Origin of the sequence: Streptomyces sp. NPDC102467, from assembly GCF_044765445.1 — a bacterium.
GTDB lineage: Bacteria > Actinomycetota > Actinomycetes > Streptomycetales > Streptomycetaceae > Streptomyces.
Window position 1 is genome coordinate 18,907 of sequence record NZ_JBIWKA010000024.1, and the last position, 12,315, is coordinate 31,221.

General features: G+C 68.6%; 12 protein-coding genes and 1 pseudogene. 8 read left to right on the top strand and 5 right to left on the bottom strand.

All coding sequences use genetic code 11. The features are described 5' to 3' along the window. Nucleotides 1–327: 327 nt before the first annotated feature. Nucleotides 328–684 (bottom strand): transposase, encoded by a 357-nt coding sequence (locus ACIREE_RS37540; protein ID WP_404162872.1) that lies wholly within the window; start codon nt 682–684, stop codon nt 328–330. A 257-nt stretch (nt 685–941) separates the two neighbouring features. After that, a pseudogene (locus ACIREE_RS37545) lies at nt 942–1,951 on the bottom strand (IS3 family transposase); the annotation flags it as partial. A gap of 529 nt (nt 1,952–2,480) precedes the next feature. Here ACIREE_RS37545 and ACIREE_RS37550 point away from each other — a divergent pair. Continuing rightward, nucleotides 2,481–2,726 (top strand): hypothetical protein, encoded by a 246-nt coding sequence (locus tag ACIREE_RS37550; protein ID WP_404162875.1) that lies wholly within the window; start codon nt 2,481–2,483, stop codon nt 2,724–2,726. Continuing rightward, nucleotides 2,710–2,868, top strand: a complete 159-nt coding sequence (locus ACIREE_RS37555) for a hypothetical protein (RefSeq protein WP_404162878.1) — start codon at nt 2,710–2,712, stop codon at nt 2,866–2,868. The genes ACIREE_RS37550 and ACIREE_RS37555 overlap by 17 nt, the downstream gene beginning before the upstream one ends. 341 nt (nt 2,869–3,209) lie before the next feature. Here ACIREE_RS37555 and ACIREE_RS37560 read toward each other — a convergent pair whose 3' ends face one another. Next, complete coding sequence (locus tag ACIREE_RS37560; protein WP_404162881.1) at nt 3,210–3,611, bottom strand: RidA family protein; 402 nt, start codon at nt 3,609–3,611, stop codon at nt 3,210–3,212. A gap of 101 nt (nt 3,612–3,712) precedes the next feature. Here ACIREE_RS37560 and ACIREE_RS37565 point away from each other — a divergent pair, with 101 nt between their 5' ends. The 6 genes from ACIREE_RS37565 to ACIREE_RS37590 all read left to right on the top strand — a co-directional run bounded on the left by ACIREE_RS37565 (nt 3,713) and on the right by ACIREE_RS37590 (nt 10,927). Beyond that, entirely contained in the window at nt 3,713–4,096 is a 384-nt protein-coding gene (locus tag ACIREE_RS37565; RefSeq protein WP_404162884.1) for a winged helix-turn-helix transcriptional regulator, read from the top strand. A gap of 1,625 nt (nt 4,097–5,721) precedes the next feature. Further along, nucleotides 5,722–7,647, top strand: coding sequence for a DUF4157 domain-containing protein (locus ACIREE_RS37570; RefSeq protein ID WP_404162886.1), 1,926 nt, complete (start codon nt 5,722–5,724; stop codon nt 7,645–7,647). A gap of 48 nt (nt 7,648–7,695) precedes the next feature. Next, on the top strand, nt 7,696–8,130 hold the full coding sequence (locus tag ACIREE_RS37575; RefSeq protein WP_404162889.1) for a phosphotransferase: 435 nt from the start codon (nt 7,696–7,698) through the stop codon (nt 8,128–8,130). A 348-nt stretch (nt 8,131–8,478) separates the two neighbouring features. After that, on the top strand, nt 8,479–9,282 hold the full coding sequence (locus ACIREE_RS37580) for an alpha/beta fold hydrolase (RefSeq protein ID WP_404162892.1): 804 nt from the start codon (nt 8,479–8,481) through the stop codon (nt 9,280–9,282). Then, complete coding sequence (locus tag ACIREE_RS37585) at nt 9,282–10,565, top strand: PP2C family protein-serine/threonine phosphatase (RefSeq protein WP_404163022.1); 1,284 nt, start codon at nt 9,282–9,284, stop codon at nt 10,563–10,565. Before ACIREE_RS37580 ends, ACIREE_RS37585 begins: the two co-directional genes overlap by 1 nt. Beyond that, nucleotides 10,562–10,927 carry an STAS domain-containing protein gene (locus ACIREE_RS37590; protein ID WP_404162895.1) on the top strand — a complete coding sequence of 122 codons (366 nt, stop codon included), beginning with the start codon at nt 10,562–10,564 and terminating at the stop codon, nt 10,925–10,927. Before ACIREE_RS37585 ends, ACIREE_RS37590 begins: the two co-directional genes overlap by 4 nt. 39 nt (nt 10,928–10,966) lie before the next feature. Here the strand turns inward: ACIREE_RS37590 and ACIREE_RS37595 are convergent, their stop codons facing one another. Both ACIREE_RS37595 and ACIREE_RS37600 read right to left on the bottom strand, forming a co-directional pair. Continuing rightward, nucleotides 10,967–11,560, bottom strand: a complete 594-nt coding sequence (locus ACIREE_RS37595; protein WP_404162897.1) for an IS3 family transposase — start codon at nt 11,558–11,560, stop codon at nt 10,967–10,969. 80 nt (nt 11,561–11,640) lie between these two features. Then, nucleotides 11,641–12,201: a helicase associated domain-containing protein gene (locus tag ACIREE_RS37600; protein ID WP_404163025.1), complete on the bottom strand. Its 561-nt coding sequence runs from the start codon at nt 12,199–12,201 to the stop codon at nt 11,641–11,643. Nucleotides 12,202–12,315 lie beyond the last annotated feature (114 nt).

A 12,315-nucleotide genomic window follows, 5' to 3' on the forward strand; every position in this document is an offset into this window, starting at 1 on the left:
AACACTGGTCGCTGTGGACTGGTCGGACCGGTATGGGCGTCCGGCCTTCTATCACCGGCTTCCCAAGGGCAAAGCGGCCCTGGTGAACTGCCCCGAGTTTGTAGCGGCCGGATTCTCTGGGAGGTAGCCGTGGGCGGAGTGCAGGCGCTCGATGTTGTGCCAGCCGACCTATTGAACGACGGAATGTTCGACCTGGTCAGCGCCCCGTCATGGGCCTTGATGCTCGATCAGCTCGGCCTTGAAGGAGCTTTTGAGGGCTTCGGCCATCGCGTTGACGCTCCTATAGCTGTCAAGTTGCTGCGGGGATCTTCCGGGGAGCGGGTCGGATCAGGTGGTAGACCTCGCGGATGACGTAGCGTTTGAGGCAGCGGATGATCTCGCGTTTCGTCTTGCCCTCGGAGGTGCGGCGGGCAACGTAGTCGATCGTGGGTTGGTGGTACTGCATGCGGACGAGACGGTGCGGTAGATCGCGGCGTTGAGCTGTCGGCGGCCGCCGTGGTTGATGCGGTGCCTGCCACTGGTCATGCCGGAACCGGTGGCCAGCGGTGCGATCCCCGCAAATTTGGCGAGGGCTGCCTCGGACATGGTGCGTTCGGGGTTGTCGCCGACCACGACGAGGATTTCCGCGGCGGTGTCGACGCCGATCACGACGTGCCCGGACCTGTGCTGCTCGTTGGGGTTCATCGCGTTCCTTCCGGCCGGTAGCGTGAAGTGCACGCTGTCGCTGGCCGGACGGACAGGACTGTCACGGGGACGCTTTGACGAGGTGTCTCTAGGCTCTTATCAGGTCACATCCAGCCAGCGGCAGCGCTTGCCGCGTGCCTGGCCGGACGGTCGACAGATCAACGCCAGGATACCCGTGGGGTCGGTCATAGCAAGGGTAAGACCGTCACGGCCGGGGCTCCCCGATCCTTGCGGAATCCGGTGCCAAGAGACTGACAGTCGTAGCTCGACCCGATACGCCCCATGCTGCGGCGGATGCCGTGCCGGCGGCAAACCTCGGCGAAGGCCCGACGGACGTACTGCGCGCGCCCCTGTCCGTGTGAAAGACGACGCCGTCGACCCGGCCGCCGCGGGTGGCGACTGCCATCTCGGTTGCGTCGGTGACCAGTTGGGTGCGCATGTGGTCGGCGATGGACCAGCCGGTCACGCGACGCGAGCAGATGTCGATGACCGTGGCCAGGAACAACCACGTCGAGCCGACAGCGATATAGGTGATGTCGCCGCGCCACCTGGTGTTCAACGCCGTGGCCGTGAAGTCACGCATCATCAGATCCGGTGCGGGCGCGGCCGTCCTGTCCGCGATCGTGGTCCGCTTCTTGCGGCGCAGGTGACGGCCGACGATGTGGTTGACCCGCATCAGCCGGGCCACCCGCTTGCGGTTGACCTTGCGGCCACGGGCCCGGAGTTCGGCATGGATCCGCGGGGCACCGTAGGCGCCGTGGTGCTCGGCGCGGATCTGCCGGATCTCAGCGACCGCGGGGGCCTGCTCGGCCTGACGCGCGACGCGGGTCTGCGCGGTGGCCTGGTGCCGGTAGTAGCCGGAGCGGGAGACGCCCAGGATTCGGCAGATCCGCTGCACACCGAAGACGGCGCGGTTGTCGGAGATGAAGTCCCAGCGGTGGCGGCTCACTTCACCGCCCGAGCGAAATAGGCGGCTGCATGCATGGCGCAGGATCTCCCGCTCCAGTTGCCGCTCCTTCTACGCCTTCAGCAGCCGCTGGTTCTCGGCCCGCAACCGCGCCAGCTCCTCAGCCGGGCTGAGCGCGGTGCCGCCCGGCGGCTCGGGTGCGGCCCCGCTGGCGTCCTTGTGGACCCATGTGCGCAGCGTCTCCCCGGTGATCCCGAGATCCGCAGCCACCGCCGCATACGTCCGCTTACCGCCCGACGCGCGATACAGCGCGACGGCATCCTTCCGGAACTTCTCCGGATACGGAGACTGCCGTCCCACCTGGACATCCCTCCCTGGACCATCAAGATCCATTGTCAGGGTGTCCACTCCAAAGGTGCAGCCTCAGTACTCGACCGGAAGCCGCTGGCCAGCCTGAAATCCTGCGTCTTCCTGCGCCGCCGCATCGCTGCCGAACCCGCCTGAATTCTGACGTGCTTCCGCGCGCCGGGGCCCGGGAGGTGGTGGGGCGGTCTTGACGGGGCAGCATCTGCTCGGTCTGTTCCGCTCGGTGAGGAGTCGTCATGGTTTCTGTCGGTCGCGCCGTGCCGCTGGTGGTGCTGGCCTGCTTTGCGCTGGCCGGGGGCTCGTCCACTGGGGCGGGCTCCGGCAAAGGCGGGGACTGAAGGAACGGTGCATCAGCTGCCGGTTCTTCAAAAGCGACCGGCCCGGCAGGAACGACCGGTCCGGCGCTGTCCGGGACAGCGGCGGGGGCGATTGCGGTGGGGGCCGGTCCGCAGAAGAGGTACACGGTGCAGCGGCAGCCGCCGGCCGGTAGCTGTCACTACCGGCACACCGGGGCCGGGGAACCTTGCCGGATCTGAAGTGCACGCCGGGCGCGGCCTCGCCGGCGGTCACCCAGGCGACGCTGGCGCGGAAGATCTGCCGGAAGGGCGGCTATACCAAGGGCATTCGCCCGCCGGTCTCGGTCACGGGGCGGGAGAAGAAGTTGAACGCCGCCTCCTACGGCTACCCGGGCAGCCTGGGCGACGCCGAATACGATCACGACATTTCGCTCCAGCTCGGCGGTGACCCGAATGATGCCCGCAACCTGTGAGTGGAGCCCGCGGACCCGGGGCCACCAGCCGGGCGGCGGGGTGAACAACAAGAAGGACCCGGTGGAGACGAAACTGCACATCACCGTCTGCTCGGGCAAAGTGACGCTGGCCGCGGCCCAGAAAGCCATCGTCACCGAGTAGACCACCGCGGAGCACACCCGCGGGCTGAACTGACACCCGCGGGCACGGCGCCTCCCGTCAGGCGGTTGTACACGGGTTTGGGAGGCGCCTGTTTCCACGGTCGGGTGATGTTCGCGAGTTTCTATGGCAGTGGGGGCTTGCCAGGACAGCATCGGGGTGTTCCCGGTGAAAGGCCCTTGTCATGCCGTAGATGTCGAAGGTCGAGCTGTACGCGGCGATCGGGCGGGGCCACCGAGCCGGCCGGAAAATCGAGGGTTATGGGAGCGTTCGTGGAACGGTCACTGTGGCTGTTTCCACGAACAGAGCCCCCAGAGGGCTGTGGAACGTACGAGGAGAAGACCTCAAGCGGGCAGTTTCGTGTCGATGACGAAGCTGATTTCGATGACCTGGCCGGGCAAGGTCAGTTCAGTGATGCCCAAGACCGTGCTGGCCGGGCGGTGGTCGCCGAAGTACTCCCGGTTGCCCTCCGCCGTCACCGCGGCATTCTGCCGCAGGTTCACCAGGTACAGGGTCTGCGAGACGACCTGGTTCCGGGTGGCGCCGTAGTGGTCCAGGACCTTGTCCATGTTGGCGTAGGTCTGCTTGAGCTGGGCGGCGAAGTCGCTCGCGTAGAGGAACTCGCCTGCCTCATCGAACGAGAGCTGTCCAGAGACGTGGATCAGCTCGCCGGACTTGATCGCCTGTGAGTAGCCGAAGTCGCTCTCGGCCGGCACGTTGTAGTTGAAGACCTCAATGGTGGCCACGGTACTCGCCCTTCCGCTGTGCTCTCTTGTAGTTACTCAGGAACTGTAGGAGAGTTACGGTTGACCTGGAAGAACGCACTTTTCGGTGACTGAGGAACCTGATGGTGACCAAGCAACTACTCAAGGGTCTGCCTGACGACGCTGACCTGCGGCGCGCAGACTCCCTGGCGCGGGAGATCTTCTCGGACGTCGCCAACAAGTGGGCGCTCCTGATCATCGAGGCGCTCGGCGAGCGCACCCTGCGCTTCAGCGAGCTGCGGAACGAGGTCGAGGGCGTCAGCCACAAGATGCTCACCCAGAACCTGCGCATGCTGGAGCGCAATGGCCTAGTCGACCGGAAGGTGCACCCCACCGTGCCGCCGCGAGTCGAGTACACCCTCACCGAGCCGGGCCGGGCCCTGCGCACCGCGGTCGACGCCATATGCGGCTGGACCCACCAGCACCTCGGTCACATCGAGAGTGCACGCGGCCGTTTCGACGCCTGACGGGCGCGCGGCGACACCCTCGCGCGTTACGCGATTCCTTGATCGATCTCACGTTGGTGGCCACCAACGTGGCCCGCGCTCGCCTGATCGGGCTACCTAGCCCATCCTGTGCCACAGGTTCAGAAACAGACATCTCACAGGCGGCGGACCGTCCCATGGACTTGCTGCTATTTCTCGTGAACATCCACGTGCCTCAAGATCACGAACTGCTGCCCAAACCGGCAGACAAACGCTGCTGTTTGAAGTGAACGAAGCCAGCCGCAGGATCTTCCAGAGCGTGGACGAGGCGACTGGATGCCCTGGCCAGACCAGTCCGCCCTGGATTCGCGGGCGGCCCCGTCGCGGGTTCTGCTGTGCCGGGCGCACGAGCGGTTTCCTGATGGCAGCTGCCGTGGGCGGGCGCGGTCACATCAGCGTCGAGCGGCGGGGTCCGACTGCGTGGCGGTCGGCTTTCGGTGTGCGTCGGGAGCGTCCGCGGGGCCTGGGGTGTGTGCGGCGCCTTGGCAGGGATTGCCGTGCCGTAACAGGCGCGCGGAATCGGCGACCGGCCGGTTCCCTGTCCGGTCTCGAGTCGATTCTGGGCATCGAAGATGTCCATCGGGGCCAACGAGGGTGCAGGGCGCCTGCGCGGTCACGCTTCCCCCGGGGGAGCAAGGGGGCGGGACCGCGTCCTGCGGCGGCTGTCACGTCACTGGCGGGCGCCGTATTCCATGGATCTCTGACTCCGTTGCCAGCGTAGTGCTGGCGTTGGCGGGGGGAGCCGGTCCGGGCGGTCCGCTGTCGTGGGAGCAGGCGCAGGAGGTGCGGGGGCCTGTATGGCGTAGGCGAGTGCGACGACGATGACGCGGGCCGGCAGGGGAGCGCAGGCACGCCGTGCGGGGTGAGTTGAGGCGACACAGGCACCGCCGTCACCGCACGGACCTGCCAGGGTGGGCCGGTGAGGTCAGCGTCTGCTGTCGTGGGTGGTGAAGAGGTCGAGCAGAGCCTGGACGGGCAGGTGGGCGTCGGCTGGGTGGTGGAGGGTGTGGTCCAGCCGGTGCGTAGTGGGTGGCGCCCGTGGTGTTCCCGGCTGAGATGGCCGGCCTGTTCGAGGTCGGCGACGATGCTCTGGGCGGTGCGTTCGCTGAGGTGGCAGGCCGCGGCGATGTCGCGCCCACGCGCGGTGGGTTCACGCGCGAGGGCCAGGCGCACCCTGGCGTGCTTGGTGAGGAAGGCCCCCATGCGCGTGGCGCGGAGGATGCGGACGCCGGTGTGGGCAGGGCGCGGAAGGGAGCCGGGCGGCAGGCTCCCCGTGCGCGCGCAGGTGCCGCCCGGCATAAGCCGGGCGGCACCTTTCGTGGCGCACCGCCGACGCACCCCAGCCCGGGATGTCTCCGATGATCCATGGGCGATCAAGCCCCACGGAAACCTTGTATGAGCCAGGAACCGCACCCGACCAGGACGTCACCGTGCCAGCCATGGTCATGGTGCGGAGACACGATGCTTTTCCGGCGCTGTCTGGGGCAGCACGCCTGCCTCGGACGTCCCACGAGGATTGCCCATTCCCCTGCCTCGGGGCTTCTTGCCGCCGTGGTATCCCTGGCCCACCCTGGCCACGCCGTGACGGGCCAGGCGAAGGGAAGAACATGCCGCAGAAGAAGCGTGAGCGTCAGCAGCGGGACATGCCCGGGCCCGGCCCGACCGCCGCGAGCACGCGCCGGGCGGACGTCAGCGCCGCCCTCGCGGCCGCTCTGGACGGCGGTCCTCTCTCGCCGGGTACCGTCCTGCGCCTGCAAAGGACCGTAGGCAACGCCGCCGTGGCCCGGATGCTCGCCGAGCGGGCACGGCACTCCGCCTCGGAGGGAGCGGCGGAGCCCGGCCACCCGGTCGTGCAGCGATCCACGGTGCACGAGGTGTTGCGGTCGCCTGGGCGCCCCCTCGACCGGCCCCTGCGCCAGGAGATGGAAGCCCGCCTGGGCTCCGATTTCTCGGACGTACGCCTGCACACCGACAGCACTGCCCGGGACTCCGCCGCCGAGATCGGGGCCGTCGCCTACACCTCGGGTCACCACATCGTCGCGAACGCGCCCCGGCTCGACGGACACACTCTGGCCCACGAGTTGACGCACGTCATCCAGCAGCGCCGCGGGTCCGTCGCGGGCACGGACAACGGTGCGGGCCTGTCCGTCTCCCACCCCGACGACCGCTTCGAACGGGCGGCGGAGGCGAACGCCACCAGGGTCATGGCCGCTTCCCGGCCTGCCGCGCAGGGCTTACCGGACGCCGGGACGCACGAAGGGTACGTGCACCCCGTGACGCCCGCCGTCCAGCGCCGCACCGCCACCCCTCTTGCCGACCAACTCGGCACAGCCGAGGTCGCGAACGACGTGAGCAAGGAGATCGCGACGTACGACGGCCTCACGGACTCCCAGCTCACCCTGCAACGCAGGACGCTGGAGAAGATCCAGCAGCTGCTGCCGGCCGGGGCCGGCCCGGTCCGCGAGATCGTGAGCAAGGAATTCGACCATGTCGCCGCGGAGCTGGACTTCCTCCGGCAGTCTTCGACGACGGCGGAAGGTCCCTACGAACTTATGACCCGCCAGGGTCTGCTCTGGTCGGAGGAGAGCTTCCCGAAGAACACGGAGGCCGTCGGCAAGACGGACAAGGCCTACTTCGACGAGCTCTCCGCCCTGAACCTCGAAGGGATGCGGAAGGAGACCGCGGGGCGCCTCGACCCCTGGTTCGAGTCGATGCGCCAGGACTTGCAGCAGACCCTGCGGACGTTCGTGGTGCGGCACTACACGCAGCGCAGCCGGGTGCAGTCGCTGCTCGACGAAGGGATCAAATCGAAGGCGCGGATCGAGGCCGAATCCGGCGGCGAGCACAACACCCAGCCCTACGACGACCACGTGCTGGCCAATACGGGCTTCGTCTTCTTCTACCTGGAGGCGCCCACTGACGGTTTCCGGGATTCGCGCTTCGGCGATACCCGGATCACCCTCGGGCTGGAGGAGTCCGGTCTGCTCTCCACGGGCTGGGTCATGCTGACCGACTTCAACACCCGGGACTTCCCGAACCTGATGGCCAAGCGCACCGACCCGGTCGCCGTCACCTCGTACACCAAGAGCAAGAGGGAGTTTTCGAAGGCGAACCCGGACTTCAAAGATCCACTGCGCACGTTCAAACGGAGCTCCGGCGTCATTCCGGAAACCTCCGCACGTGCCGCGGATATGAGCATGGAGCGCCGGGCCCAGCTGGCCCACGTCCGCCAGCAGCTGCAGGACGAGGTCAACGCCAGACAGGAGTACCGCGGGGCCGGGGCCCGGATCGAACGCCCGGAGCTGCTCCAGCAGAACGTGCTGGTCGGCCCCGACATCGTTCCCGGTCTCGTCGAACGGGTCCTGGCCGAGGTGGCACGCATCAGCGAGGTCGATCCCAAGAACGGGGACGTCCTGCGCGCCAAGAACGCCGAAGAACTACTGCAGTTCCTGCTCAAGAACGTCATCCGCCCGCAGGCCATGGTGCCGAACTCCGTGCGCATCGCGGAAAAGGACGTCCAGTACAAGAACTGACCGAAGGCCGTTCTGCGTGCTCTGGCCTCCGCGCCGGGCACCGACGCCATGCGCCAGTTGACTGAGCAGGGCGACGACCGTCCGCAGTGGCACGACCACGACTGCTTCCGCGACGCGCTCGCGGCTCTGGTCCTTCAGGCCGCAGCCCGGCATGGTGCTGTCCTGGCTGTTTACGTGTCGGACTTCGCGGCGGGAGTTGAACGCACGCAAACGGCGCGTGCGTGTCCCGACGGCCCGGTGACAGCGATCCATAGCGACCTCGTCCCGCCCAACGTCCACATCGACGCGGCCGACCGGCCCGTCGCGGTGCTCGACCTCGGCTTCTACACAACCGCGGGCGACCCGGCCTTCGAGGCTGCCGTCCCCGCTCCCATATGGGACATGAACGGGCCGCATGCCGAGGAGCACACGGCGATACTCACCACGCCCTTTGCCTGCCGAGGTGCCGGGCTGTACGGGACAACGGACGCGCCACGCAGGTAGGCCGGTCACGCGTCCAGCATGGCGCGAGCCGCGGAAGAGCCCCGCGCGGGGTCCGGGCATGCGAACTCCCCACCGCTCTTTCCGACGTAACTCCGCCTGCGGATGCGGCAGCGGAGAAAGATCGGCGGCCGCAATCGGTGGCGGCGGGTGTGAAGTGCGTGTCGAGGGGGACTTCGTTGCCTGCGGGAGTGCGCCAGGGTGCGCACGTGTTCCCGTCCGGGCCCCTCTGGTTCGGCACAGCAGCCGGAGGGGCCGCCGTCGAACCGGCGAAGAATGCCGGGGCGGGCGGCAGCAATGAGAGATGAAACCCCTGCTGCAGGTGGGCAGGGCGAGAGGAAACGGGCGGCTATGGATATCCGGCGCAGGAACCACGTCACCGTCACCGGCCGTGCCGACGGGCCGGTGCTCGTGCTGGCGCACGGGTTCGGCTGTGACCAGAACATGTGGCGCCTGGTGCTCCCCACTCTGGCCGCGGAGTTCCGGGTGGTCCTCTTTGACTGTGTGGGCTCGGGCCGGGCGGACCCTGCGGCCTGGGATGAGCGGCGCTACAGCTCGCTTCAGGGTTACCCGCTCGATGTGCTGGAGGTCTGTGAGGAACTGGACCTGCAGGAGGTGACCTTCGTGGGACATTCGGTCAGTGCGATGGTCGGGGTGTACGCGGCGGCGAGAGCACCAGAGCGGTTTTCGCATCTGGTGATGGTGGCTCCCTCGCCGTGTTACCTCGATGACGACGGGTACCGGGGCGGGTTCTCCGCGGATGACATTGATGAGTTGCTGGAGTCCCTGGGGCCGAACTATCTGGGCTGGTCGGCTGCGATGGCTCCGGTGATCATGGGCAACGCGGACCGGCCGGAACTCGGCGAGGAGCTGACCGCCGCGTTCTGTGCGACCGACCCGAACATGGCGCGTGTCTTCGCCCGCACGACCTTTTTGTCCGACAGCCGGGAGGATCTGAAGACGGTTGCGGTGCCGACCCTGGTGCTGGAGTGCGAGCAGGATGTGATCGCGCCCCGCGAGGTCGGCGCCTATGTGCACGCCGTGATCCCGGGCAGCCGCCTGGTGACGCTGGAGGCGACCGGGCACTGTCCGCAGCTGAGCGCGCCGCAGGCCACCGCCGGGGCGATCACCAGCTTTGTCGGGGCGTCCGGATGATGTGCCGCACCGGCCAGGATCAGGGTCCGGAGGGGGAGCCGGGCGTCGAGGCCCTGGATGCGGCGTTCACCTCGCTGCTGGAAGACAGCGCGCAGGAGTTGTACGAGCAGGCTCCGTGCGGGTACCTGTCGACGTTGATGGACGGCACCATCGCGAAGATCAACACCACGCTGCTGGACTGGCTGGGCTTCGAACGGTCCCAGGTGGTGGGGCGGCTGCGGTTCACCGATCTCCTCACGGTGGGCGGCAGGCTCTACCACGAGACGCACTTCGCCCCGACGCTGCAGATGCAGGGCGAGATCAGCGGCATCGCCCTGGAGATCAAAGCCGCCGGCAGCCGGCGGATGCCGGTACTGGTCAGCTCGAAGGTGAAGACGAGCGAACGTGGCGAACCGCTGCTGATCCGCGCCACCGTCTTCGACGCCCGCGAGCGCAGATCCTACGAGAACGAACTGCTGCGCAGCCGCCAGGCGGCCGAGGAAGCACGCCGGCAGGCCGAGGCCGACCGGGACCGCCTCCAGGAAACCCTCGCGGTCCTGCAGCAGAGCCTGCTGCCCGCCCAACTGCCGCACATTCCAGGCCTGGAGGCCGCCTCCTACTACCACACGGCCTCCCCAGATCTTCTGGGCGGCGACTTCTACGACCTGTTCCCCGCCGGCGCGGGCCGGTGGGCATTCTTCCTCGGCGACGTGTGCGGCAAAGGCCCCCAGGCCGCCGCCGTGACCTCCCTGACCCGCTACACCCTGCGCGCAGCGGCCCTGCACGACCCCGACCCCGTGAACGTGCTGACCACCTTGAACACGGTGCTGCACGAGCGGTACACCAGCGGCGACCCGCGCTACTGCACCGCCATCTTCGGCACCCTGCACCCCCGTGACGGGCAGGTCGGCGTGCACCTGGCCGCCGGCGGACACCCCTCGGCACTGATCCAGCGGGCGAACGGAAGGACCGACTACCTGCCCACCCCCGGCGGCATGCTCGTCGGCGTCCTGCCCCGGGCCCAGTTCACCGCCGCCCGCACCGAGTTGGCCCCCGGCGACACCCTGCTCCTGTACACCGACGGCCTCACCGAAGCCCGCCCCGCACCCACGCGCGAACTGTATGGCGAGGACGCCCTGCGTGCCTTCGGCGCCGCCCAGCCGCCTGCCGGCCCACAGGCCCTGATCGACGCCCTGACCGGGCTCATCGCCAGCTTCGGCGACGGACTCGACGACGACACCGCACTGCTCGCCCTCGGCATGCCCGCCCAGTTTTCCGCTCCCGCGGGTCAAGACCTGAGATGAGCCCGCTGACGATCACCGCCCGCGATGCGGCCACCGGCCCCCTCTGGGAGCTCACCGGTGTCCTCGACCATGCGACGGCACCCGCGCTCCGCACCGCCCTTGACCATCCGACCCTGGCCGCCGGACAGCTCCTGATCCTGGACCTTGCCGGACTTGCATTCTGCGACTCCAGCGGCATTACCGCGCTGCGCGCCGCCCGGAACCTGGCCATCGAGCAGAGCGGCGACACAGCCCTGGCCGCGGTCCCCGCTCACACCGCCCGCATCCTGTCCATCGTCGGCCAGGACCGGGTCTGCACCATCCACCCGGAGGCCTCCGCGGCCACCTCCCCGGCTCCGCAGTGCACTGCCCCGACCCACTGATGCGGACACGGTGTGGGCAGCGCGTGAGGACACCGAGTTTCATGCGACGAGTGACAGCGTAGGTGGTGAGGTCAGTTGTTGTTCGAACTCGGCCGGTGTGAGGTAGTCGAGGGAGGATTGGCGGCGGCGCCGGTTGTAGTAGGCCGGCCAGCGGAACAGCTTCAGGCGTGTCTGGGCCTTCGAGGTGAGGCGTCGACCGTGCAGCAACTCCCGTTTCAGGCCCTGGAAGAACGACTCGGCCGAGGCTCCCCGATCCTTGCGGAATCCGGTGCCAAGAGCCTGACAGTCGAAGCACGATCCGGTGCGTCCGCAACTTTGCCGAAGCCCCAACTCCCGCAGTCGAGTGCGGAATTGGGCTGAGGTGTATGCACTGCCGCGGTCGCTGTGGATCACGCAGCCGGGCTTCAGCTGGCCCCGGCCGTGAGCCATGTCCAGGGCGTCGACGACAAGGTCGGCGCGGTGGTGGTCGGCCATGGCGTAACCGACGACCTCGCGGGTGGCCAGGTCCAGCCAGCAGGCCAGGTCGAGCCAGCCCTCGGCGGTGGGCAGGCAGGTGCTGTCGCCGACCAGCCAGGTCCCGGGCCGCTCGGCGTGAAAGTCGCGGCCGATCAGGTCCGGGGCCTTCGCGGACACGGTACTGGCGGGCGGCGGCGAGATTCAGCGCCCACGTGTGGTTCTGGGTCCGCTTAACCGGCCGCTCCTCCTCGGCCGCATCAATACCAAGCCCGTGTCTGTACCCAGCGCCCGAGCTCCTTGCCCCGGACCACGACGTCCCTCACCTTCGTCGGCAGGCTCCCGCCGTCGGCCAGGTGTGCCTGGATCAGCCGGAGGCAGCGTTGCCAACTGGGGGCCCAGCCGGGATCGAGGTCGTCGAGCTGGTGGCGGCGTTCGTCGGTGAGCGCCCCGGCCTCCGACCCGACCGGCTCACCGGCCTCCCGGCGCGCGGCGATCCGGTCCGCGAGCCTGGCCGCATCCCGCATGTTCTTCGCCCACGGCCCCACCGGGTAGCCGTTCCCCACCGGGTAGCCGTTCCACACGGCGGTGGCCGGCGGCAGGAAGTGCCCGTGCGCCGCAGCCCACGCCTTCGCCGCGGCGAGGCCGTCGGCGAACGCCTCCTCGCGCGGCGCCCACACCATCCCCAGCCCGTCCAACTCCGCGACCCGCTCCGCATCCAGCCGCCCCGCCTTGTAGGAGCGCCGCTGATGGGTCAGCCACACCCCCAGCGGAAACCCGGCCGGAGGCCAGTCCTCGGGCGTCACGAACCCGTACGGCACAGACAACGGTTTGCGGCCTTCAAGGCAGAACCGTCCAGGGCTGCTGCCCCGGGCGGTCCGGTGTCTTGCGTGGTGTCGGCGTATCGGCGCCTGCGGTCAGTTCGCGGTGCCGTC

Bases quoted from the DNA above. Each gene is read 5' to 3' on its own strand.
- ACIREE_RS37540 (WP_404162872.1), bottom strand. From the start codon at position 684: ATGAACCCCAACGAGCAGCACAGGTCCGGGCACGTCGTGATCGGCGTC.
- ACIREE_RS37555 (WP_404162878.1), top strand. From the start codon at position 2,710: ATGCCCGCAACCTGTGAGTGGAGCCCGCGGACCCGGGGCCACCAGCCG.
- ACIREE_RS37565 (WP_404162884.1), top strand. From the start codon at position 3,713: ATGGTGACCAAGCAACTACTCAAGGGTCTGCCTGACGACGCTGACCTG.
- ACIREE_RS37570 (WP_404162886.1), top strand. From the start codon at position 5,722: ATGCCGCAGAAGAAGCGTGAGCGTCAGCAGCGGGACATGCCCGGGCCC.
- ACIREE_RS37575 (WP_404162889.1), top strand. From the start codon at position 7,696: ATGCGCCAGTTGACTGAGCAGGGCGACGACCGTCCGCAGTGGCACGAC.
- ACIREE_RS37580 (WP_404162892.1), top strand. From the start codon at position 8,479: ATGGATATCCGGCGCAGGAACCACGTCACCGTCACCGGCCGTGCCGAC.
- ACIREE_RS37585 (WP_404163022.1), top strand. From the start codon at position 9,282: ATGTGCCGCACCGGCCAGGATCAGGGTCCGGAGGGGGAGCCGGGCGTC.
- ACIREE_RS37590 (WP_404162895.1), top strand. From the start codon at position 10,562: ATGAGCCCGCTGACGATCACCGCCCGCGATGCGGCCACCGGCCCCCTC.